This is a genomic window from Jejuibacter sp. L23, assembly GCF_050815825.1.
GTDB classification, from domain to species: domain Bacteria; phylum Pseudomonadota; class Gammaproteobacteria; order Enterobacterales; family Enterobacteriaceae; genus Jejubacter; species Jejubacter calystegiae.
This window is the reverse complement of record NZ_CP138199.1, coordinates 1,418,760-1,443,253: the sequence shown is the minus strand read 5'-3', so window position 1 is coordinate 1,443,253 and position 24,494 is coordinate 1,418,760. Positions and strand designations below refer to the sequence as shown.

13 protein-coding genes are annotated in these 24,494 nt (G+C 55.2%); 4 read left to right on the top strand and 9 right to left on the bottom strand.

Annotation, left to right across the window (positions count from 1 at the left end; translation table 11 throughout):
* Positions 1–106 precede the first annotated feature (106 nt).
* Together SCU88_RS06570 and SCU88_RS06565 are read right to left on the bottom strand one after the other, a co-directional pair.
* The gene (locus SCU88_RS06570) at positions 107–676 is read right to left on the bottom strand and encodes a hypothetical protein (RefSeq protein ID WP_175339544.1); all 570 of its coding nucleotides are present in this window, start codon (positions 674–676) and stop codon (positions 107–109) included.
* A gap of 97 nt (positions 677–773) precedes the next feature.
* The gene (locus SCU88_RS06565; RefSeq protein WP_431810103.1) at positions 774–1,082 is read right to left on the bottom strand and encodes a monooxygenase; all 309 of its coding nucleotides are present in this window, start codon (positions 1,080–1,082) and stop codon (positions 774–776) included.
* A 328-nt stretch (positions 1,083–1,410) separates the two neighbouring features.
* Between SCU88_RS06565 and SCU88_RS06560 the strand changes: the two genes are divergently transcribed.
* From SCU88_RS06560 to SCU88_RS06550, 3 genes are all read left to right on the top strand, one after another.
* Positions 1,411–3,564: a carbon starvation CstA family protein gene (locus SCU88_RS06560; RefSeq protein WP_175339543.1), complete on the top strand. Its 2,154-nt coding sequence runs from the start codon at positions 1,411–1,413 to the stop codon at positions 3,562–3,564.
* A 298-nt stretch (positions 3,565–3,862) separates the two neighbouring features.
* Positions 3,863–5,857 carry a transketolase gene (gene tkt, locus SCU88_RS06555; protein WP_175339542.1) on the top strand — a complete coding sequence of 665 codons (1,995 nt, stop codon included), beginning with the start codon at positions 3,863–3,865 and terminating at the stop codon, positions 5,855–5,857.
* Between the two features lie 104 nt (positions 5,858–5,961).
* Positions 5,962–6,552, top strand: coding sequence for a TetR family transcriptional regulator (locus tag SCU88_RS06550; RefSeq protein ID WP_175339541.1), 591 nt, complete (start codon positions 5,962–5,964; stop codon positions 6,550–6,552).
* Between the two features lie 35 nt (positions 6,553–6,587).
* On the opposite strand, the gene SCU88_RS06545 is transcribed toward SCU88_RS06550, so the two are convergent.
* Positions 6,588–9,011, bottom strand: coding sequence for a membrane-bound PQQ-dependent dehydrogenase, glucose/quinate/shikimate family (locus SCU88_RS06545; protein ID WP_175339540.1), 2,424 nt, complete (start codon positions 9,009–9,011; stop codon positions 6,588–6,590).
* 333 nt (positions 9,012–9,344) lie between these two features.
* On the opposite strand from SCU88_RS06545, the gene SCU88_RS06540 reads away from it, so the two are divergent.
* Positions 9,345–10,079: a TetR/AcrR family transcriptional regulator gene (locus SCU88_RS06540; RefSeq protein ID WP_431810102.1), complete on the top strand. Its 735-nt coding sequence runs from the start codon at positions 9,345–9,347 to the stop codon at positions 10,077–10,079.
* Between the two features lie 24 nt (positions 10,080–10,103).
* Here the strand turns inward: SCU88_RS06540 and btsR are convergent, their stop codons facing one another.
* The 6 genes from btsR to SCU88_RS06510 all read right to left on the bottom strand — a co-directional run bounded on the left by btsR (position 10,104) and on the right by SCU88_RS06510 (position 24,469).
* Positions 10,104–10,823, bottom strand: coding sequence for a two-component system response regulator BtsR (gene btsR / locus SCU88_RS06535; protein ID WP_175339538.1), 720 nt, complete (start codon positions 10,821–10,823; stop codon positions 10,104–10,106).
* Complete coding sequence (locus SCU88_RS06530) at positions 10,817–12,508, bottom strand: sensor histidine kinase (protein WP_138096216.1); 1,692 nt, start codon at positions 12,506–12,508, stop codon at positions 10,817–10,819. The genes btsR and SCU88_RS06530 overlap by 7 nt, the downstream gene beginning before the upstream one ends.
* A gap of 179 nt (positions 12,509–12,687) precedes the next feature.
* Positions 12,688–14,052, bottom strand: a complete 1,365-nt coding sequence (locus SCU88_RS06525; RefSeq protein ID WP_138096215.1) for an HlyD family type I secretion periplasmic adaptor subunit — start codon at positions 14,050–14,052, stop codon at positions 12,688–12,690.
* The gene (locus tag SCU88_RS06520) at positions 14,039–16,225 is read right to left on the bottom strand and encodes a type I secretion system permease/ATPase (protein WP_175339537.1); all 2,187 of its coding nucleotides are present in this window, start codon (positions 16,223–16,225) and stop codon (positions 14,039–14,041) included. The genes SCU88_RS06525 and SCU88_RS06520 overlap by 14 nt, the downstream gene beginning before the upstream one ends.
* Before the next feature lie 83 nt (positions 16,226–16,308).
* On the bottom strand, positions 16,309–17,667 hold the full coding sequence (locus SCU88_RS06515; protein WP_138096213.1) for a TolC family outer membrane protein: 1,359 nt from the start codon (positions 17,665–17,667) through the stop codon (positions 16,309–16,311).
* Between the two features lie 193 nt (positions 17,668–17,860).
* Positions 17,861–24,469 carry a retention module-containing protein gene (locus SCU88_RS06510; protein WP_431810101.1) on the bottom strand — a complete coding sequence of 2,203 codons (6,609 nt, stop codon included), beginning with the start codon at positions 24,467–24,469 and terminating at the stop codon, positions 17,861–17,863.
* Positions 24,470–24,494: the final 25 nt, after the last annotated feature.

Here is a 24,494-nt window from a genome sequence, read left to right as displayed (position 1 = left end):
CGACTCAAAGGGTTCATTTGCATTCACCACTGCGGCATCGACCAACGCCTTAAACACTCTCTTATCTTTGTTGTAGTCCCAGGCGAAAGGAACTGAACGAGATTGCTTACGACAATATGGCATAGCATGCCCTCCCTTCGACAACATGTTTATATGCTCGTAACTCTTCTGGTAACAGTGAGCGCGGAATCTTTTTTGGCAACCCAGTATGTTGATTATACCTCGGTTCATTTTTTAACCCAAAGATGTAGTCGTAAGTCTCTTCCAGTGAGATGCTACGCCCCCTGTCAACCACACCTCCAGCCGCCGCCTGAAAAACGAAACCACCCACGTTAAAGGTCTCAAAATGGGAGATCAACGCCAGGGAGACAGTCTGAAGGACAATGGCACTCCCCAGGCCAGCGAACTGTACGAGCCTGAAGTCACCAGAGATATCCGTTCCATCAAAGACATCAAAGTACACTTCAGCCATACCATTACCAGGGAAAGGAATACCATTCGGCATCTCATAACCTATTCGGGTAAATATGTCCTCATCAACCAGACTGCCGACAATAACCGTGTAGAACTGATGACCAGCAGAAAAAACATAACTATGATGAACCCGACGATCATAAATAAATTTCTTTCTTCTCAACCTGTAATCATCAAGGTATTCCTCTTCCTCAATACGCACCTATCGCCTCCTTCCTGGAGATTTTTATCATGCCTGAGTAACAACGGGCCGCCGCCAAAGGATGTATCAACACCACCTTTGATCATTAGGGTTATGCTTACCGCTGCGTAACGCCATGGTTTATCGCCGTCAGCGGCTCATTAACGTCAAACAACTCGCAGACCACCTCGTTAACGCCCATGGCCTGAAGCCTGGCAGTATGCTTAGCCATATAGGCCCGGGCGCTCTTATCATCTTCAAACAGGTAGATGCCCCCCGCCAGCTGGCGCTGAGCATCTTCGGTCCAGACTTTCCAGATAAATCCCGGCTCCTGGTTAATGGATTCGGCCAGATCCTTAAGCTGTGTGGCCATCTGCGCCCCAAACGGGCCGCTGAAATCGAAGTGAATCTGTATTAATTTTGCCATTATCGTTCTCCATAACGGTTGCGATCAGGGCTGATTATGACACCACTCCCGGTGAAAGCCAGCGCTGTCACCAGGACTTTCCCGGGCGTTTTATGAGACATTAATCACATATTTCAAGCCGTTAGCGACGCCGGATAACCGCTCGGGCGACGCAGCAACCGCTCGCCACGCCATACGACCGCTCAATCAACTTTCCCCCAGAGCGCTGTACAAATTTGCGACTATACGGCCAACGCTGGAAACAACCCTTTTTACCCCCGACCGCGACAGGAGTCAGTGCGGTCTTCTCTTAGTCAACAAACAGCAAAAAAAAGACAAGCAGGTCCCTATGAATAACAACAAACTCATCAGGCATATCCCCTGGGTCGCACTGGGGATACTCGGTGCGTGCTGTCTGGCGGTGGTTGCGCTACGGCGCGGCGAACACGTCAGCGCACTCTGGATAGTCGCCGCCTCGGTGTCGGTCTATCTGGTCGCCTATCGCTATTACAGTCTCTATATCGCGCAGAAGGTCATGAAGCTCGACCCAACGCGCTCAACTCCCGCGGTCATCAACAACGATGGCCTTAACTACGTGCCCACCAACCGCTATGTGTTGTTCGGTCACCACTTTGCCGCCATTGCCGGTGCCGGTCCGCTGGTGGGGCCGGTACTCGCCGCCCAGATGGGCTACCTGCCGGGAACCCTCTGGCTGCTGGCCGGTGTGGTGCTGGCGGGCGCAGTGCAGGACTTTATGGTGCTGTTTATCTCCTCGCGCCGTAACGGTGCCTCGCTGGGTGAGATGATCAAAGAAGAGATGGGCCGGGTTCCGGGCACCATCGCGCTGTTCGGCTGCTTCCTGATTATGATTATCATCCTGGCGGTGCTGGCGCTGATTGTGGTGAAAGCCCTGGCCGAAAGCCCATGGGGGGTATTTACCGTCTGCTCCACGGTGCCGATTGCGCTGTTTATGGGTATCTATATGCGCTTTCTTCGCCCGGGCCGGGTGGGTGAGGTTTCCGTTATCGGCATTGTGCTGCTGGTGGCCTCCATCTGGTTTGGCGGCGTGATCGCCCACGATCCTTACTGGGGACCGGCGCTGACCTTTAAAGACACTACCATCACTTATGCGCTGATCGGTTACGCTTTTGTCTCTGCCCTGCTGCCGGTCTGGCTGATTCTGGCGCCGCGCGACTATCTGGCCACCTTCCTGAAGATTGGGGTTATTGTCGGTCTGGCGCTGGGTATCGTGATCCTGAATCCGGACCTGAAAATGCCAGCGGTGACTCAGTATATCGACGGTACCGGTCCGCTGTGGAAAGGGGCGCTGTTCCCGTTCCTGTTTATCACTATCGCCTGCGGCGCGGTTTCCGGCTTCCATGCGCTTATCGCATCCGGCACCACGCCCAAGCTGCTGGCCTGTGAAACCGACGCCCGTTTCATTGGCTACGGCGCCATGCTGATGGAATCCTTCGTCGCTATTATGGCGCTGGTGGCGGCATCGATTATCGAGCCGGGTCTTTACTTCGCCATGAACACCCCACCGGCCGGTCTTGGCATTACCATGCCGAACCTGCATGAACTGGGCACCGATCAGGCGCCGATGATTATGGCCCAACTGAAAGAGGCCACGGTCCATGCGGCAGCGACTGTCAGTTCCTGGGGCTTTGTGATTTCGCCGGAGCAGATCCTGCAAACCGCGAAGGATATCGGTGAACCTTCGGTGCTGAACCGCGCAGGCGGCGCACCGACCCTGGCAGTCGGTATCGCCCACGTGTTCCATAAGATCATTCCGGCGGCCGATATGGGCTTCTGGTATCACTTCGGGATTCTGTTCGAAGCGCTGTTCATCCTGACCGCCCTGGACGCCGGTACCCGCTCCGGTCGCTTTATGCTCCAGGATCTGCTGGGTAACTTTATTCCGTTCCTGAAGAAAACCAACTCGCTGCCTGCCGGTATCGTCGGCACCGCCGGTTGCGTAGGGCTGTGGGGCTATCTGCTGTATCAGGGCGTGGTGGATCCGCTGGGCGGCGTGAAGAGCCTGTGGCCGCTGTTCGGTATCTCTAACCAGATGCTGGCCGCCGTGGCGCTGATTCTGGGCACCGTGATCCTGATTAAGATGAAGCGTACCCGCTACATCTGGGTCACCATGCTGCCGGCTATCTGGCTGCTTATCTGCACCACCTGGGCGCTGGGCCTTAAGCTGTTCAGCAACAATCCGCAGATGGAAGGCTTCTTCTATATGGCCCGTCTGTATAAAGAGCAGATCGCACAGCAGGGTTCCAGCCTGACCGCAGAGCAGATAACCAATATGAACCACATTGTGGTGAACAACTACACCAACGCCACCCTGAGCATTCTGTTCCTGGTGGTGGTGTACAGCATCCTGTTCTATGGCGTGAAGACCTGGCTACAGGTGCGTAATAATCCGGAGCGTACCGACAAAGAAACGCCGTACGTTCCGATTCCGGAAGGCGGTGTGAAGGTCTCTTCGGGGCATTAATACCGTAAGATGAATAGTAAAAGGGGCCGCTGATGGCCCCTTTGTTCTTACAGGCAAGGCTCAGTCATCATCGTACTCTTGTTTTGGCCCTCGCCAAAAAAAAGCTACTAATAAGTAGATAACAATCCTACTCCTCAATGTCATATAGACGTATTAACCGTGTGCAAACCGAATTTCACCGGAAAATATTGTGATCAAACTCCCTTTCTTCGTTAAAGCCAAACCAATACCTCTTTGCTTGATGCTATGAATATAATCTACAACTAAGTAGCTTTTGTAGCGAGAATACAGGTGAAACATGACAATGCCCAACGAACTAGCTAATGCAATCCGAATCCTTAGTATCGATGCCATAGAGAAAGCGAAATCAGGCCACCCCGGCGCACCGATGGGCATGGCCGATATTGCCGAGGTTCTGTGGCGCAAATTCCTGCGCCACAACCCTGATAACCCTAAATGGGACAACCGGGATCGTTTTGTTTTCTCCAACGGACACGGATCGATGCTGATCTACAGCCTGCTGCATCTTTCCGGTTACGCACTCTCTATCGACGACATTAAAAATTTCCGCCAACTGCACTCGAAAACCCCTGGTCATCCCGAATATGGCTACGCTCCGGGGGTTGAGACCACAACAGGCCCCCTGGGTCAGGGCATTGCCAATGCGGTCGGTATGGCCCTTGCTGAAAAGACCCTGGCCGCACAGTTCAACAGACCCGAACACGCCATCGTGGATCACTATACCTACGCCTTTCTGGGGGATGGTTGTCTGATGGAAGGGATATCCCACGAGGTATGCTCCCTGGCCGGAACGCTTGGCCTGGGAAAATTAATCGCGATATACGATGACAACGGCATTACCGTTGATGGTTCAACAGACGGCGTATTCACCGACAATACGCCATTACGCTTTGAGTCCTATCACTGGCACGTTATCCGTGATGTGGACGGTCACGATCCACAGGCTATTAGTGCTGCTATCGAAGCTGCCCGGGCAGAAAAACAAAAACCCAGCCTGATCATCTGTAAAACCGTTATCGGTTACGGCTCCCCGAACCGAGCCGGTTCAGAAACGATACATGGTGCCCCGCTGGGCGCCGCCGAAACCCAACTCACCCGGGAGCGACTTAACTGGCCATACGGCGCTTTTGAGATCCCCGAACATATATACCAGCAATGGAACGCCCGGGAGCAGGGGCGGGAATGGGAAGCGCAGTGGCAGAGTCTGTTCCAGTCCTATCGTGAAAAATGGCCGGAGCAGGCCGCCGAATATCAGCGCAGAATACATCAGGCGCTCCCCGAAAACTGGCATGATTATGCTGACGCGTTGATCCAGCAGTTGCAGGAGACTCCGGTCGATGTTGCGACACGCAAAGCCTCACAGACCGCGCTGGAGGCATTCGCCCAGATTCTTCCCGAATATCTTGGCGGCTGCGCGGATATCACCCCCAGTTGCCTGACCACCTGGTCCGGCTCGGTTCCGGTTCATCAGCAGGCTGACGGTAACTTCATTCACTATGGCGTGCGTGAATTCGGGATGACCGCGATGGCGAACGGCATTGCGCTACACGGCGGTTTCCTGCCCTACACCTCAACCTTCCTGATGTTTGTCGAGTATGCCCGTAATGCGGTACGCATGGCCGCATTAATGAAATTACGCCATATCATGGTCTATACCCACGACTCCATCGGGATGGGGGAAGACGGTCCTACCCACCAGCCGGTGGAACAACTGGCGAGCCTGCGAATAACGCCAGGGCTCAGAACCTGGCGCCCCTGCGATCGGGTCGAAGCCGCCGTTGCCTGGCGCGCCGCCATTGAACGCACCGACGGCCCAACCGCCTTCAGCCTTTCCCGCCAGACATTACCTCAGCAGCAGCGCGATCCTGAGCAACTCAACAATATCGCCAGAGGTGGATACGTGATTCGCAGTTGCGAGGGCACGCCTCAGCTCATCGTCATAGCCACTGGCTCCGAGGTCGAGCTGGCTATCCAGGCCTGGCAGCAGCTTAGCAATGAAGGCATTAGCGCCCGGGTCGTCTCTATGCCGTCTCCTGAAACCTTCGATAGCCAGGAGCCACACTATAAAGAAAGCGTACTGCCGAAATCCGTCCGCGCCAGGCTGGCGGTTGAAGCGGCTTCAGCCCAGTACTGGGAACGCTACGTCGGGCTGGATGGCGCCGTTATCGGTATGACAACCTTTGGTGAATCAGCGCCAGCCGACGTCCTGTTTCAACGATTTGGCTTCACCGTCAGAAATATTGTGCAGACGGCAAAATCGCTGCTGTCATAACCCAGTCGCCCTCCCTGATTAACCGGGGAGGGCCCCGCCGATATTGCTTCTCTGCAAGGTTAGTTTTAGTCTGGTTGGCCGTACTGGCCAGGATTCCTCAACGTATGCACAGAGATAAAAAAACCAAGGGAGAGATAACGCGTGAACGCTTGCTGTCAATGGCCGCGAACGAATTTGCCACCCACGGTTTTCACGCCACCAAAATCAGCAATATCGTGAAAAAATCCGGCGTCACACAGCCCGTTTTTTACAGCTATTTTAAGAGCAAAGAAGAGATTTATGATTGTCTTATGAGCGAATTCGACAATCAGCTTGAAGAGCTGGTGGTCTCTATGCTCATCGAGGCATCACTGCCTAAAGATAATGTCGTCGATAATATCAGCCACAGCCTTTATCAGTTCCTGACTTTTTTTTATGCCCATTATGATCTGACCATTATCAGCCTGTTCCATCCTCCCCACGATAAGGTAAACAGAGCGAAACTAAAAAAATGGATTGCCCGCAACATGGTCATTGAGCAGAAAAGAGGTTTTTATTCCCGCATTATTCCCGTAGAGACCATGGCCTCCTGTTATCTTGGCGTTCTGATTCAAACCTTCACTGAAAATAGCATCACGGAAGATTTGGCGGCGGTCAGTCGCGAGCGGGCGCTGTTTCTCTGTCATGGGCTGGTGCTAAGGGAATCACTTTCCTGATGGCCAGGACATCCCTGTCCTGGCAGCGCTATAAATTACGGTAATGCATACGCCGTAACGTAGTCGCCTTTGGCCGTACGCATAAAGTGGTGGCCCGTCGCTTCAATAATCAGGTACTCCTTGCCATTATGCCGATAGATAGCGGGATTTGCCTGGCCGCCAGCCGGTAAAGGCGCAGACCAAAGCGTTTTCCCCGTGCGAATATCAATCGCACGAATTAAGTCATCCGTTGCGGCAGCAATGAAGATCAATCCCGATCGGGTAACAACAGACCCACCATTATTGGGAGTACCGATATTAATGGGTAACCCGGTCGGCAGACCAAAAGGCCCATTCTTGCGGGCCGTGCCCAGAGGACGATCCCAGAGGGTATGACCAGTGTTCAGATCCACCGCCCGGATCCAGCCATAAGGCGGCTCTTTACACAACATACCGGTAAACTTCATCTGCCACCCGGCATTCACGTCGACGGCGTAGGGCACCCCCTCCTGCGGATCGCTGGCGCCTTCAGCATGCCCCAGAGTATCCTTGCTGGCGCTAATCGAATCCATCGCCCGCCACCCCAGCTTATTTGCCGTTTCACGCGGGATAAGATGGGTGTAATTAGGCATATCGTTGTAATTAACCACCAGAATACCGCGCTGCGGATCGACCGCCACACCGCCCCAGTCGACCCCACCGTTATACCCCGGATAGTCGATGATCGGCTTATCTGACGTCGGCGGCGTATAGGCGCCGTCATAGTTAGCCTGATGGTACTGAATACGACAGTAAAGTTGATCCAGTGGCGTGAGTCCCCAGGTACTTTCCGGCGTCAAATCGGGCTTACGCAGGCTGTTAAAGGTAGAGTGAGGCTGAACTTTAGCTCGAGCCTCAGGCTCCACCCCGCCCTGCGGAGCCGGACGCTCCTCGACATCGAACAAAGGCTTACCGGTTTCACGATTGAGCACATAGATTTCGGCGTTCTTGGTCGGCACGATTAATGCCGGAATTTTTTTGCCGTCCTTACCGGGGTAGTCAACCAGCGTCGGTGAGGCCGCCGCGTCATAATCCCACACGTCGTGATAAGCGGTCCGGAATTTCCAGCGTGGCATTCCGGTCTCAATATCCAGTGCCGTGATTGAAGGTGAAAACTCCAGCTCCTCTTTCGTTCGCGAGCTGCTCCAGTAGTCACCAGAAGCATTGGCCACAGGCAGGTATACCAACCCTAACTTGTCGTCGCCGGTAAAGGTTGTCCAGACGTTCGGAGAGCCGCGTTTATAGGCATCATCGCCGAAGCGCGGCGCGGGATCGTAAGGTGCCGCGGCATCCCACGCCCACTTGAGTTTACCGGTACGAACATCAAAGGCTTTTACCACGCCCGGCGGTCCAAAGGTACGCTGCCCGTCAACCACCTGATGACCGACGACAATGGTGTCCCTGACAATCACGGGACCGGAGGTAATCGCGACATAGCCTTTATAGGTTTCCCCCATATTTTCCAGAATTGAAACTTCGCCATTGTTCCCAAAACCGGTGCAACGTTTTCCCGTGTCGGCATCGACTTCAATGACCCGATCGTCAAGCGTCCCCATAATCACACGCCGCTGACACAGCAACGCGGGCGATGAGTGAGCTGATCCACCCTCTTTGGAATCATCGAAATAGGCCAGCGTGCGACAGGCAGGCGTATAGGGGATAGCATCTTTATCCGCCTGAGAATCAAATCGCCACTTTTCTTTCCCCGTTGAAGGATCCAGCGCCACAATATTATTACTGGCGGTACAGATATAAAGAAAGTCGCCTATTTTGATTGGCGTATTTTCCGTTCCCCAGCGGGATGAAGTTGGAAGATCGCCCGCATGAACCTGCCAGGCCACTTTAAGCTTGCTGACATTTTCCGGTGAAATCTGTTGGGCGGAAGAGTAGCGCTGCGTAGCCTGACTACCGCCGTATGAATACCAGTCGGAAGATGGGGTCATGCCATCCGGGCCATCGCTGGTATCCGCGCTAAAGTCATGTTCACTCACCGCTGGAAGCTGCGTTGCCTCGGTCACATGATGAGGAGCAAAGGCCAGCCCCGCGGCAACGAAGAAGAGTACAATCAACACACCGCTAATGCACTTTGCCCTGCCCCCTGCAAACGTCGAACTGAGGCGCGGCAGGAAGAAAGAGAAGATGATGGCGAAGACCAGCATTAAGGCAAAACGCGGCACCCACCGCCAGTACCAGGTCCCTGACTCTATAATGGTCCATATTAAGGAAACAACCAACAGAACCCCAAACCATAATATTGCAGAAGACTTTCCTCTAAATAGCTGAACGCCAGCGCCAATGCTAAGCACCCCGGCGATTGAATAATACCAGTTGCCGCCTAAGGCGATGAGCCAACCACCACCAATTAGCATATACAGGCCAAACGCTATTAATATGATAGCGAACAGTTTCCCACTCAACCCTGGCGATTTTTTCTTATTCATAAAAAAGAACCTTGTGTATAAATTTATTTTATTTTCGCGGCATTGCCTGCAACTGCATGGCGAACGCTGCACATCCTGCCTGCGAAAACAAAAAATTATTAACACAAAACTAAAAAAACAAGAAGAAAAATAACAACCACGCCACATTTTTCGTAACGACCATTCGTACATTAATAAATAAATAGTCATCAATGCTATTCTGTTACGTTAATCCCCCTGCAATCAGAGTTTGGCTCTTTTTATTGTACTAAGTACAATTAATCCCACGTCTTTATTATGCCATTTTTCCTGCTGAACGACATCCTGCTCAGTACCGACATGCGCGGTAGAAGGGTGAGCGAGATCACCCGACGTTATCATTCGCTTTGCCAATGGGGTAACTTGCTTTATGATTTAACGCATGGTGTATTGCAGGAATGTAACATGTTCAACCTTAATAATAGCAGAATAAAAAAACCGTTAAGATCACGCAGCGAAATGACGATCGAGGAAATACTAAATAACGCCACATGGATTATCCATGATCAGGGACTTTCCGCCTGCACCCATCGGGCAATTGCCGACAGCATGGATATATCCCCCGGAACGATAACCTATCATTTCAAAACTCTGGACCACCTACATTCCGCTGTTATTTTACGCTCCATTTCTGATTTTATTAAAAATGCCAGCCAATGGTTTCATAACAGCCCACCATTAAAAAAAGAAACCATTCTTACGGATTTTATTTTCTGGCTGTTTCATCAAAACCCCTCAATCATCAAAGAATATGAAATATTCCTTGCCGCTATCTCTCGCCCCCGCCTGCGAACTACCGCCCGACAACTTATTATGGCGAACAAAGCGATATTTGAAGAGCATCTTAAGTTAACCCCTTCTTCAGCCGATGCCGTCGTTGCCTTTATCGATTCACTGGTTCTACAAAGCATTATTAAAGGAAATCAGTCTCTCCCCGACCGACAATGGATAGAAGCGACATTTCGCAGCCTTGCCAAAGAGCGGGCAGAAGTCGCCAGCGATCTCTGCCCCATCTCTGACGGCAAATCCTTGTGGAATAATTTCTTTTGACGCCATTAGCCACTGTATCACGGACTACAACCCCAACGCCTCCTTCAACGCTTTAAGGTAACGGCGGCTGACCGGCACGGTCTGACCGTTACGTAACCGCAGTTCGGCAAGGCCGTTATCCTCCAGGCGAATTTCCTGTAAATGCGCCATATTAACCAGGTACTGACGGTGGGATCGCAGTAGCGGCGTGCGCTCTTCCAGGGTACGCAGCGTCAGTTCGGTGGCCCCTTCCTTGCCCTCTTTACTGGCTACCCAGACCCCGCCCGCGCGGCTACTGACATAAGCGACATCGTCGATGGGCAGCAGCCAGATACGATTCTGGCCGCTACAGGGGATAAACTTCAGCGGCGGCTCTCCCCCCGGCAGCCGCGACAGATCCTGGGCCTGGCGGCTCTGACGCAGACGATTAAGCGTCTTTTCCAGCCGGGCCGTCTCAATAGGCTTAAGCAGATAGTCGAAGGCGTGCTCTTCAAAGGCCTGAAGGGCGTATTCGTCGAATGCGGTCAGAAAAACGACCCACGGGCGCCGTTCCGGGTCGAGCATGCTGACCATTTCCAGCCCGCTAATGCGCGGCATCTGGATATCCAGAAACAGAATATCCGGGCGCAGCCGGTGCACCGCGCCAATGGCCTCGACGGCGTTGACGCACTCCCCCAGGATTTCGATATCGCTTTCATCCTGCAACAGAACCCGCAGGTTTTCCCTGGCCAGCGGTTCATCATCGACAATCAGTACCCTTAACATATCCTCTCCTCAACGGGCAGCCGCAGCACGATACGGGTGTACTGCTCCGGCTCGCAGGCGACGGAAATCCCATAATCGTCGCCAAAACGCGCCCGCAGACGCTTATCCACCAGGTTCATTCCCAGGCCCTGATGGCTGATGTTGTCACTGCAATACAGCCCGGCGTTATCTTCCACCACCAGCATCAGGTTCTGTTGCTCAAGACTGGCGCGAATCATCACCTCGCCGTCTCCCAGCAGCTGCGAAGTACCGTGCTTAATGGCATTTTCCACGATGGGCTGTAAGGTGAAGGCCGGAAGCTGGTATTGCTTTAGATCCTCTGGCACCTCCAGCGCCACATGGAGCCGGGACTGAAAGCGTGCCTGTTCGATTTGCAGATAGGCGTTAACGTGCTCCAGCTCGTCGCCCAGCGTGGCGACCTCCGACGAGCGTTTCAAATTTTTACGAAAGAAGGTCGAGAGATACTGCACCAGTTGACCAGCGCGCTCGCTGTCGTTGCGAATCACCGCCTTTAGCGTATTCAGGGCGTTAAACAGGAAGTGAGGATTCACCTGAGCGTGCAGCAGTTTGATCTCGGACTGGGCCAGCAGCGCTTTCTGGCGCTCATACTGCCCCGCCAGAATCTGGGCCGACAGTAGCTGGGCGATACCCTCGCCCAGGGTTCGGTTAATGGAGCTGAACAACCGGTTCTTCTCTTCATAAAGCTTAATGGCGCCAATCACCCGCTGGTTTTCGCCGCGCAGGGGAATCACCAGAGTGGATCCCAGTTTGCAGTTGGGATGCAGAGAACAGCGGTAAGGCACCTCATTACCGTCGGCATAGACCACTTCGCCGGTCTCTATCGCACGCCAGGTATACCCGGAAGAGACCGGGCGCCCGGCCAGATGGTGATCGGAACCGGTGCCGATAAAGGCCAGCAGCTTTTCGCAATCGGTAATCGCCACGGCGCCGATATCCAGCTCGTGATGCAGCACCTGAGCCACTTTGAGGCTGTTTTCCTGGTTAAAGCCCTGGCGCAAAATCCCCTCGGTGGCTGCCGCCACCCGCAGCGCGGTGGCGGAAAAAGCCGAGGTATATTTTTCAAACATAGCCCGCCGGTCCAGCAGTATGCGCATAAACAGCGCCGCACCTACGCTGTTGGTAATAATCATCGGCGCGGCGATATTGCTGACCAGGTTGAGCGCTTCCTGATACGGCCGGGCCACCGCCAGGATAATCAGCATCTGAATGACTTCCACCACCAGGGTGACGCAGCCCGCCGTTAGCGGACTGAAAACTTTATCGGCCCGCCCGCGCCGGATCAGATAGCGGTGCATCAACCCCGCCAGCAGCCCTTCGGTAATGGTGGAAATCATACAACTGACCGCCGTCATGCCCCCCAGCGAGTAGCGATGCAATCCGCCAGTAAGCCCCACCAGGCCGCCCACCACCGGGCCCCCCAGCAGTCCCCCCATCACGGCGCCAATGGCGCGGGTGTTGGCAATGGAATCCTCGAAGTGCAGCCCGAACCAGGTGCCCATAATGCAGAAAATAGAGAAAACGACGTAACACAGAAATTTGTGCGGCAGGCGCACGGTGACCTGCACCAGGGGGATAAACAGGCGGGTCTTACTCATTAGCCAGGCGATGACCAGAAACACGCACATCTGCTGTAGTAGCAGTAACACTAAATTAAATCCGTACATACCTGGCCGACCTCTTCCTGACACGACCCGGTAACATATCCTGGAAATCTAAGGTTTTCTTTGAATTCCGCCAAAAAATGGCACGCTGAAGCGGTCTTTTGCCCTCACCCCGTCCCTCTCCCAAAGGGAGAGGGGGATAAAACACCCTCGCCCTTTTGGGAGGGGGATAAAAAGAGTGATTACCGCTCGCGAAACGCCTCGGCCCTGGCGCGCAGAATCGGCTTCAGCAGGTAGGAAAGAATGGTCTTTCTGCCGGTGATAATATCCACCGACGCCACCATCCCCGGAATAATCAACAGCGGTTTGTTATCGCTGCCCAGGTGGTTTTTGTCGGTGCGGATACGGATGACGTAGTAGCTATTGCCCTCTTTATCCGTCACGGTATCCGGGCTTATCTGCTCCAGTTTTCCTTTCAGACCGCCGTAGATGGTGTAGTCGTAGGCGGTAAACTTGACGCTGGCCTCCTGGCCGGGATGCAGAAAGGCGATATCCTGGGGCCGGATTTTGGCCTCAACCAATAGGGTGTCGTCCAGCGGGACGATCTCGACCATATCGCTGCCAGGCTGAATAACGCCGCCGATGGTGTTCACCAACACCTGCTGCACAATACCGCGCACCGGCGAAGTGACCAGGGTTCGGTTAACCCTGTCCTCAATGGCTTTACCTGAAGCCTGGGTCTTGCTCAGTTCAGTGCGGGCTTCGTTTAGCTGCGAGAGCGCCTCGCTGCGGTAGCGGCCACGGGTTTCGGCAATCTTGCTTTCGGTCTCTTTCACGGCGGCTTCGGCACGAGGAATAGCCAGAGTCACCGATTCCAGCTGACCGCGGGTTTCCACCTCTGAACGGCGCAGGCGCAGCACTTCCACTTTGGAGATAGCCCCCTTCGCCACCAGCGGCTCAGACATTCTGATCTCCTGACGCAGCAGGCTCAGACTGTTGCGGTATTGTCCCTCTTTGGCCCGAAAATCCAGCAGATCCTGTTTCTTCTGCACCAGTTGCTCTTCCAGACCGCCAATTTCGCCCTGAATACGATTCTTCACGCTGGTAAACAGTTTCATTTCGCCATCGGCGATTTCCGGCGCCTGGTTAACTATCTCCGGCGCCAGGGTCAGGGTTTGCGCATCGTTAAGCTGCGCGGTCAGCCGCTGAATGCGGGCCTCCAGAGAAAGCCGGTCAGCTTTGGTTTCACCGGCATTGGAGCGAAAGCGGGTGTCATCCAGCCGCACCAGCGGTTCGCCGGGTTTGACTATCTGCCCCTCATGTACATACACCTGAGAGACAATCCCCCCTTCCAGGTTCTGGATCTTTTGCAGCCGCGATGAGGGCACGGTGCGCCCTTCCCCGCGAGTCACTTCGTCGATACTGGCCAGCGACGACCAGATAAGCATGACGAGGATAAACGCCAGAATGGCCCAGATAGTCACCCGTACCACCTGGGGCGAGTCATCCAGCAGCGCTTTATTCACTTCGTTAGTGGTAAATTGTTCGGCGTGTTTATCCCCGGACAGCCACCTCATCAGGCGGCGAAGCCTGTCAACGATTCGCATGGATTTGCCCCTTCTTCAACGCGCTCATCACGCTCTCTTTCGGTCCATCGGCGATGATTTTGCCGTTGTCGAGAATGATTAACCGGTCCACCAGGCTCAGCAGCGAGGCGCGGTGCGTCACCAGCAGCAACGTTTTGCTGGCAACGACCGGCACCAGCGCTTTCTTGATCAGATCTTCGCTGGTGTTATCCATGGAGCTGGTCGGCTCGTCCATCAGCAGAATCGGCGGATCGAGCAGCAGCGATCGCGCCAGCGCCACCGCCTGACGCTGGCCGCCGGAAAGGTTCATCCCCCTCTCGCCTACCTGCATGTTGTAGCCGGAAGGGTGACGGCGGGCGAATTCATGCACTCCGGTCAGGCGCGCCACCCGCAGCATGGTTTCTTCATCCACGTAGCTGGCGCCATAGACCAGGTTATCGCGCAGCGTGCCACTAAACAGATGGATATCCTGGGGGGCGTAACCGATGTTATGGCGCAGGTCGTGAACATCGAGCTGGCGGGCATCGATGCCATCGATCAGCACGCTACCGGCATCCGGCTGGTAAAAGCCCAGCAGCAGTTTGGCCAGCGAACTCTTGCCGGAGCCGGTGCGGCCAATAATCCCCACCTTCTCGCCCGGCGTAATGGTCAGAGAGATATTATTCAGCGAGGTATAGCGGTTGCCCGGGTAGCAGAAGGTTACGTCCCGCAGTTCAATGGCGCCGGACAGGGATTCGCGACGCAGCGGCACTTCGTCTTCCTGAGTTTCCTGTTCCAGACTCATCATGCGATCGATGGTGCCCTTGGTCATTCTGGCCCGCTGGTAGCGGGTCATCAGGCTACAGAACTGGCCGATGGGCAGCATGGCCCGGCGATGCAGCAGATAGCAGGCAATCAGCCCGCCGGTGGTGAGGTTGCCGCCCATAATGGTGTACACCCCCGCGACAATCAGCGCCACGCCGCTGGCCTGTTGCAGCCAGAAGGTGAAGTTCACCGCCACGTAAGAGAGCGACTTCACCCGCAGTTCCAGCTTGCTCAACTGGCCGATAATCTGCTCCCACAGATACTGACGTTCGCTTTGCGCGTTATTGACCTTAATCGCATCCAGGCCGGTCAGGGTTTCCACCAGCATCGCCTGACGCTCGGAAGAGAGCCGGAAGGATTTCTGAATGCTGGACATCAGCGGTCGTTGAATCATCCAGTTAATCAGTATCGCCAGGGGGTAACAGAGCAGCGGAATCAGCACCAGCGGACCGCCGATAATGGCGATCACCAGCAGAATCAGCAGGGTAAACGGAAAATCGATAAGCGCGGTCAGCGTCAGCGAAGAGAGAAAGTCCCGCAGCGACTGATACTCCTGAAAGTTCTGAGCGAAGCTCCCCACCCGCGCCGGTCGTAGCTTCATCTTCATGCCCAGCAGCCGTTCAAACAGCCCGGCGGAAACGATAAGGTCAGTCTTCTTACCGGCAATATCCAGGCAGATAGCGCGCAATATCTTTAATACGAAATCGAAAACAAAGGCGATGGTAATGCCGATAGCCAGCACCCACAGGGTAGCGGTGGCCTGATTCGGCACCACCCGGTCATAGACGTTCATCACAAACAGCGGTGCCGCCAGAGCGATGATGTTGATCAGAAAACTGGCGACCACGGCGTCCAGATAGAGGAGCTTCGACAGCCGCAGCGTATCCTGAAACCAGGATTTGGTACGCGGAATGGTCGCCGTGGGCTGTGAATCGTAGTCATGCTCCGGCTGCATGAACACCGTTTTACCGCTATAGCTGGCTTCCAGCTCTTCCAGCGGCACCCGCAGTTCGCCGCCTTCGGTGTCGGCGCTCAGCAGTTTTGCCTGCTGCCGCTCGTCCCAGCCGGTCAGTACCGCCGCCTGCTGATTGTTCAGCAGAATAATGGCCGGCAGAGAGATAGCCTGAATATTGGCCAGCGGGCGCTGAATCACCCGCGCTTTGAGCCCGGCGCGCCCTGCGGCCCGGGGCAGCGCACTCAGGGTCAGGGTATTGGCCTTCAGGGGTAACCCGGCGGTCAGGATATTGCGACTGGTGGTAATACCGTGCAGCCTGCACATGATCATCAGGCAATCCAGCAGCGGATCGTCATGGTTCTGGCGTGGATCGTTTCTGATAATGTCATCTGAATCGGAACCATTAAGATCCCGGGAATCGGTGTCTGGTGTCATAGTCGGCCCTCAGGTGCGGGCGGCATTACGCCGCACCGACACAGGGAAATACAGGGTTATCACGAGATGAAATAACCCAGGCGTTATTCGATATCGGGTAGTGAATCCTGCGGCATGGAAGCCGCCGTCGTATCAATGGCCTGGGCTGCGGAAGGCGCCTGAATTTTCAGCGCACTCAGCAGCTCGCCGGTACGGGCATTGATGCGATAGGTGTTAAACATTTCCAGAAATTGCAGCTCCACGTAGCGTCGCTTCGCGGTGAAGACTTCATTTTCACTGTCCAGCATATCCAGCAGCGTACGGTCGCCCAGGCTGAACTGTTCCTGATAGGCGCTGCGCACCGCCTGGCTGCGTTCGGCATAGTTTTTGGCAATCGGCAACTGGCGCTCGGCGTTCTGGTAAGCGTTCCACGCCAGGCGCAGCTCTTCGTTGAGCTGACGCAGCGCGTTGTTTTTCACATCCTTCGCTTCTCGCATCTTGTAAGCATAGGAGCTGAGCGTCGCCTGGTCGGTACCACCGTTGTAAACGTTGTAGCGCATGCGTACCATCGCCTGCCATTCCTGGTCGTGCCCGCGGGTGCCGTCAACGTTGTTATCCATACGCCGCCCCACCTCAACATTTACGTTGGGGTAAAATTTCGATTTCGCCGCTTCGTACTGCTGATGTGTCGCTTCCACGTCGGCGTCGGCCTGTTTCAGCAGCGGGCTGTTTTTCAGCATCGATTTGCGGGCCGCTTCCAGCGATGCCGGAGCCGCAAGCTTTGTCGGCATAGCGAGATCCAGAGGATCGGCCCCCACCACACTGTGGTAAGTGGCGATGGAGTCTTCCAGGTTGGTCTGCTCCGTCAGCAGGTTATTCTGGGCCTGGGAAAGTCGTGCCTCCGCCTGCTCATAGTCTGCCTGGCGCCCTACTCCCTGCTCGGTACGCAGTTTGATCTGATCGAACACCCGCTCGTGGTTTTTCAGATTCTCTTCTGCCAGCCCAACCATTCGCTTTCGCATCAGTACATCCAGGTAACTCTGGATAGCCGCCAGCGCCGTATTTTCGCTGGTGTTCATCACAGTCCAGGCCCGGGAATCCACGGTTGCCCGCTGGCGGGCCACTTCGCTGGTGGTGCCAAAACCATTAAAGACATTTTGTGTCAGATTGATGCTGGATTCGCTACGGTGCAAATTACGGCGGTGATCGTCGGCGCCGCGCGTAGAGGTGTTATCGGTCTGTTCCCAACCGGTTCCCGCCGTGACATCCAGAGAAGGCAGATATCCTCCCTGCGCCGCCCGTAAATCCTGATCCGCTGAATAGCGGCTGTTGACCGAGGCGCTCACCTGCGGATGCGAAGTCAGCGTCTGTTTAATCGCCTGCTCCAGGGTGGTGGCCTGCGCCAGGCTGGCCGTCAGGAGTGAAAGCGATGCCCCTACAAAAAATTGACTACCACGATTCATTATCACGTCCTTCTCTTGCGGACTACCCCACATGCAGGCAAGGCAGTACAGGCAGAAGTTTCTATTGATTAGCTATCCATCATCATGAAATGTTCAGGTACTCCCTCACCTGAATCCTGTTTTTTGACTTATTGAAATCATTAAAAAATATAGCCGCTGTTTTCCTTGTTATGGAAAAACTGCGCCACACGCATCAGGCATGCGGGTCGGGTTTGGCTATCAGGTTATCCAGGTGGTCGTCATGGCCGCCGTCGTAACCGCTGTCGCCCCCTTCACCATCAAGCGCGCCGGATTCCGCCGGAACGTGGTCAGGCTCGCTGGCGCTGTCTTCACCGGTGACCTTAATCAGCGCGCTCAGATCGTTACCATCTTCGTCGTCACTAATGACATCGGCAAAGTTAATCGGCTCGGCATCACTCAGCGTCACGCCAGACTCCTGCCCGGTATCGGTCTGCGAGTCGGCAGCGCTCTCCTCGCCAGCAGCGTGGGTATTGTCATACTCATCGCCCAGCAGATTGCTGAGCGATGCCTCGCTGTGAGCATCGCTGGTCTGTTCTACAGACGCACTATCGCCCTGCTGAATCAGCAGATTGTCATCATCAATCAGCAATGAATGGTCGGTATCGTTCGCGTTATCCGTATGGCTGTCGTCAGCGCTGTCGCCATGAGACTGGGCGGGCTCATTGTTTGAGCCGGTGTTAGTCTCATTCTGAGTCTGATCGGCCTGTTCATCATTTAGTTCGCCACTGGAAGCATCGCTCTGCCCCTGAGAAGCGTCGGTGTTGCTATCCGCAGTGTCGCCATGCTCCGTTGTCTGCGAAGCATCAGCACCTGAATCCTGGGAATCGACAGGATCCTGGCTCTGCGAAGCGTCAGTCTCGCTATCCTGGGAATCACCGTGCTCTGACGCCTGCGAAACATCAGTGCCGCTGTTCAGGGAATCACCGTGGTCCGAATCCTGCGAAATATCAGCGCCAGCTTCGTGGGAAGCGCTGTGGTCCGGCTCGTGGCTGTCGTCCGAAATCGCTTCGCCATGATGCTCACTCTCTACGCCGTTCAGGCTGGTGGCCTGCAAACCATGACTCTCTATCTGCTCACCGGTATCGCCATCAAAGGTGTAATCGGTATCGTGCTGATCGTCCGCGGTGGAGTGAATTTCCAGTTCGAGATCCCCCAGCGAATCCTGCCCGTCCGGCAGCGTGACGGAGACCTGACCGTTATAGTGGCTGGTATCGTCGTCGAAAGTCAGCGTGTAAGTGCCCTGCTCCGCATTCCACTCGGCGTGAACGCCATCAGAGAAAGTGGCGCCTTCAGGCAGGCCGCTAATGGTAATCGAGGTCAGATGATCGTTTTCGTTACTACTTTCCAGACTGACATCGATATTGAACGTCACTTCCGTAGTGGTAGTAGTGTTGGTCTGGGTAGAGCCATCACCAAAGACCACGTCCTCTATCTGGTTTGCGTTACCAAATAGCCCCTGCCCGGTCTCGTTGTCGGTGATACTTACGTTATCCAGCACGTTGTTGTTATTAGCACCAACATTAACGTTGTAGTTATCGCTATCGCCGGTCACAAAGATATGATCGGTCCCGCTACCGCCGGTAATGCCGTTGGTTTCCCGGAACTCATAATGATCGTTGGTCCAGTCACCCTGCTGGTAATAGCCACCGGTATGATCGCCCACCACAAAGATATTGGTCGACCCCGACGGGCTATTGGCATTCGCGTTACCGCTGGCATCGTAATAGTGGATCTGGGATGGATCGGCGCAATCGGGGACGTGGTCTCCCTTGATCGCGCCATCGGGGCTGTCCGGGGTCAGCCAGATCTGGACGTTCGAACCAATCGCCACGATCACGCCATTCTGAATATCGTAGCCGTTCGGATCGCCAGCTCCGCCATTCACGTGAATCACTTCATTATCCGATGGATTCTCTGTCTTATCTCCTGGGGTGACGGTCACCGTTAAGTGCGCATCGGAATCGGCATCCGAATCAGCGTCGGCATCCGAGTCGCTATCCGAGTCAGAATCGCTGTCCGAATCCGAATCACTGTCGGCGTCAGAGTCACTGTCGGCGTCAGAGTCGCTGTCGGAGTCCGAATCGCTGTCCGAGTCAGAATCGCTGTCCGAATCAGAGTCGCTGTCGGAATCCGAATCGCTGTCCGAGTCAGCATCGCTGTCGGAATCGGAGTCACTGTCCGAGTCAGAATCGCTGTCAGAATCCGAGTCGCTGTCGGAGTCGGAGTCACTGTCCGAGTCGGAATCGCTGTCCGAATCCGAGTCACTGTCCGAGTCAGCATCGCTGTCGGAGTCGGAATCACTGTCGGAGTCAGAATCGCTGTCCGAGTCAGCATCGCTGTCGGAGTCGGAATCACTGTCGGAGTCAGAATCGCTGTCCGAATCCGAATCACTGTCGGAATCGGAATCACTGTCGGAATCCGAATCGCTGTCAGAGTCCGAGTCGCTGTCGGAGTCCGAGTCACTATCGGAGTCTGAGTCGCTGTCTGAATCGGAATCGCTGTCGGAGTCAGCATCGCTGTCGGAATCCGAGTCGCTGTCCGAATCCGAATCGCTGTCCGAGTCAGAGTCGCTGTCGGAGTCAGCATCGCTGTCAGAGTCCGAGTCACTGTCTGAATCGGAATCACTGTCGGAGTCAGCATCGCTGTCCGAATCCGAGTCGCTGTCTGAGTCAGAGTCACTGTCTGAGTCAGCATCGCTGTCCGAATCCGAATCGCTGTCAGAGTCCGAATCGCTGTCAGAGTCCGAGTCGCTGTCGGAGTCAGCATCGCTGTCCGAATCGGAATCACTGTCGGAGTCTGAATCGCTGTCCGAATCGGAGTCACTGTCAGAGTCCGAATCGCTGTCCGAGTCAGAGTCACTGTCCGAGTCGGAGTCACTGTCTGAGTCTGAATCGCTGTCGGAGTCAGAGTCGCTGTCGGAGTCAGCATCGCTGTCAGAGTCCGAGTCACTGTCTGAATCGGAATCACTGTCGGAGTCAGAATCGCTGTCCGAGTCAGAGTCGCTGTCAGAATCGGAGTCACTGTCTGAATCCGAATCGCTGTCGGAGTCAGAATCGCTGTCCGAATCGGAATCACTGTCGGCGTCAGCGTCGCTGTCGGAATCAGAGTCACTATCCGAGTCCGAATCGCTGTCGGAGTCTGAGTCGCTGTCCGAATCCGAATCGGAGTCACTGTCCGAGTCGGAGTCACTGTCCGAGTCGGAGTCACTGTCAGAGTCGGAATCGCTGTCCGAGTCCGAATCGCTGTCAGAATCCGAGTCGCTGTCCGAGTCAGCATCGCTGTCCGAGTCAGCATCACTGTCCGAGTCAGAATCGCTGTCCGAGTCAGCATCACTGTCCGAGTCAGAATCGCTGTCCGAGTCAGAATCGCTGTCCGAATCGCTGTCGGCGTCCGAGTCGCTGTCCGAATCGGAATCACTGTCCGAGTCGGAGTCGCTGTCTGAATCCGAATCACTGTCCGAATCCGAATCGCTGTCTGAGTCGGAGTCACTGTCCGAATCCGAGTCGCTGTCCGAGTCAGAATCGCTGTCCGAATCGGAGTCGCTGTCGGAGTCTGAATCGCTGTCCGAATCGGAGTCACTGTCCGAGTCGGAATCACTGTCCGAGTCCGAATCACTGTCCGAGTCGGAGTCGCTGTCAGAATCCGAGTCGCTGTCTGAGTCCGAATCGCTGTCCGAATCGGAGTCGCTGTCGGAGTCTGAATCGCTGTCCGAATCGGAGTCACTGTCCGAATCGGAGTCACTGTCTGAGTCGGAGTCGCTGTCCGAATCGGAATCGCTATCCGAATCCGAGTCGCTGTCGGAATCGGAATCACTGTCCGAATCCGAGTCGCTGTCCGAATCCGAGTCGCTGTCCGAATCCGAGTCGCTGTCCGAGTCAGCATCGCTGTCGGAATCGGAGTCGCTGTCTGAGTCAGAGTCACCGTCTGAGTCGGAGTCGCTGTCTGAATCCGAATCACTGTCCGAATCCGAATCGCTGTCTGAGTCGGAGTCACTGTCCGAATCCGAGTCGCTGTCCGAGTCAGAATCGCTGTCCGAATCGGAGTCGCTGTCGGAGTCTGAATCGCTGTCCGAATCGGAGTCACTGTCCGAGTCGGAATCACTGTCCGAGTCCGAATCACTGTCCGAGTCCGAATCACTGTCCGAGTCGGAGTCGCTGTCAGAATCCGAGTCGCTGTCTGAGTCCGAATCGCTGTCCGAATCGGAGTCGCTGTCGGAGTCTGAATCGCTGTCCGAATCGGAGTCACTGTCCGAATCGGAGTCACTGTCTGAGTCGGAGTCGCTGTCCGAATCGGAATCGCTATCCGAATCCGAGTCGCTGTCGGAATCGGAATCACTGTCCGAATCCGAGTCGCTGTCCGAATCCGAGTCGCTGTCCGAATCCGAGTCGCTGTCCGAGTCAGCATCGCTGTCGGAATCGGAGTCGCTGTCTGAGTCAGAGTCACCGTCTGAGTCGGAGTCACTGTCGGCGTCAGAATCACTGTCCGAGTCGGAATCGCTGTCGGAGTCAGAGTCACTGTCTGAATCCGAATCGCTGTCCGAGTCAGCATCGCTGTCGGAATCCGAGTCGCTGTCTGAATCCGAATCGCTGTCGGAGTCCGAATCGCTGTCCGAGTCCGAATCGCTGTCCGAGTCAGCATCGCTGTCGGAATCCGAATCGCTGTCCGAATCAGAGTCGCTGTCGGAATCTGAATCACTGTCTGAATCCGAGTCACTGTCTGAGTCAGCATCGCTGTCCGAATCGGAATCACTGTCGGAGTCTGAATCGCTGTCCGAATCCGAGTCGCTGTCTGAGTCAGAATCGCTGTCCGAGTCCGAATCACTGTCCGAGTCAGCATCGCTGTCGGAGTCTGAATCGCTGTCAGAGTCCGAGTCACTGTCTGAATCCGAATCGCTGTCCGAATCCGAATCGCTGTCCGAGTCAGCATCGCTGTCGGAATCGGAGTCACTGTCGGCGTCAGAATCACTGTCCGAGTCGGAATCGCTGTCGGAGTCAGAGTCGCTGTCAGAGTCTGAGTCGCTGTCGGCGTCTGAGTCGCTGTCCGAGTCGGAGTCGCTGTCCGAGTCACTGTCCGAATCGGAATCACTGTCCGAGTCAGAGTCGCTGTCGGAATCGGAATCACTGTCTGAATCCGAATCACTGTCCGAATCCGAGTCGCTGTCCGAATCCGAGTCGCTGTCAGAGTCAGCATCGCTGTCCGAATCCGAGTCACTGTCCGAGTCAGAATCGCTGTCCGAGTCCGAATCACTGTCCGAGTCAGCATCGCTGTCGGAGTCTGAATCGCTGTCAGAGTCCGAGTCACTGTCTGAATCCGAATCGCTGTCCGAATCCGAATCGCTGTCAGAGTCCGAGTCGCTGTCGGCGTCAGAATCACTGTCCGAATCGGAGTCGCTGTCGGAGTCGGAATCACTGTCGGAATCCGAATCGCTGTCAGAGTCGGAGTCACTGTCCGAGTCGGAATCACTGTCGGCGTCAGAATCGCTGTCCGAGTCAGAGTCACTGTCCGAGTCAGAGTCACTATCTGAATCCGAATCACTGTCTGAATCGGAATCACTGTCCGAGTCGGAGTCACTGTCGGAGTCCGAATCACTGTCGGCGTCCGAGTCACTATCCGAATCCGAATCGCTGTCGGAATCGGAGTCGCTGTCCGAGTCAGCATCGCTGTCAGAATCGGAGTCACTGTCTGAATCCGAATCGCTGTCCGAGTCAGAATCGCTGTCCGAATCCGAGTCGCTGTCCGAGTCGGAGTCACTGTCTGAGTCAGCATCGCTGTCCGAGTCGGAATCGCTGTCCGAATCCGAGTCACTGTCCGAGTCAGCATCGCTGTCGGAGTCGGAATCGCTGTCGGAGTCGGAATCGCTGTCAGAGTCCGAATCGCTGTCGGAATCCGAATCGCTGTCAGAGTCCGAGTCGCTATCGGAGTCAGCATCGCTGTCCGAATCCGAATCACTGTCCGAATCCGAGTCACTGTCCGAGTCAGCATCGCTGTCGGAATCCGAATCGCTGTCGGAATCTGAATCACTGTCTGAATCCGAGTCGCTGTCGGAATCGGAATCACTGTCCGAATCGGAATCACTGTCGGCGTCAGAATCACTGTCGGAATCCGAGTCGCTGTCAGAGTCGGAATCACTGTCGGCGTCAGAATCACTGTCCGAGTCGGAGTCGCTGTCCGAATCCGAGTCGCTGTCGGAGTCAGAATCGCTGTCCGAATCGGAATCACTGTCCGAGTCGGAGTCACTGTCCGAATCGGAGTCACTGTCCGAATCCGCATCCGCATCCGCATCGCCATCATCATTCAGCAAATAAGTCAGTTCTTCCGGCGGCGCGCCATCGGGAAAATCAATACCTTCGGTCGGATAGCCTGCGGTGGGGTCGACGATTTCGCCGGTCAGATCGAGCACCACATGGGTATGGGATCCGCCGCCGCTGCCGCCGGGGTTAGCGTCATTATTCACGACCTGCGGACCAGCTGCGGTAGCTTCCAGAGTTTGGGTCGGATCCTGCCCGTCGGCGATGGCCTGCTGCAACGCGGCCACTTCATCCACCTGATCGGTAGCAGCCTGGCTTGCGGTAATACCACTACTGTTCCATACCGAATCCCGCCCCAGATCGAGCGTCTTACCGTCCGCCAGCGCGATAGTGACCGCCCCTTCCGCGCCGGTCATCACCTGTTCGCCATCAAAAACTCTGTCGCCTTCCACCAGCAAACGCTGGCTGCCATCGGGGGAAACCACGAAAACCTGCCCAATAACGGCTTTTATAATGCCCGCAACACCGCTCATGCTATCTTCTCTCAGTCACTTCAAA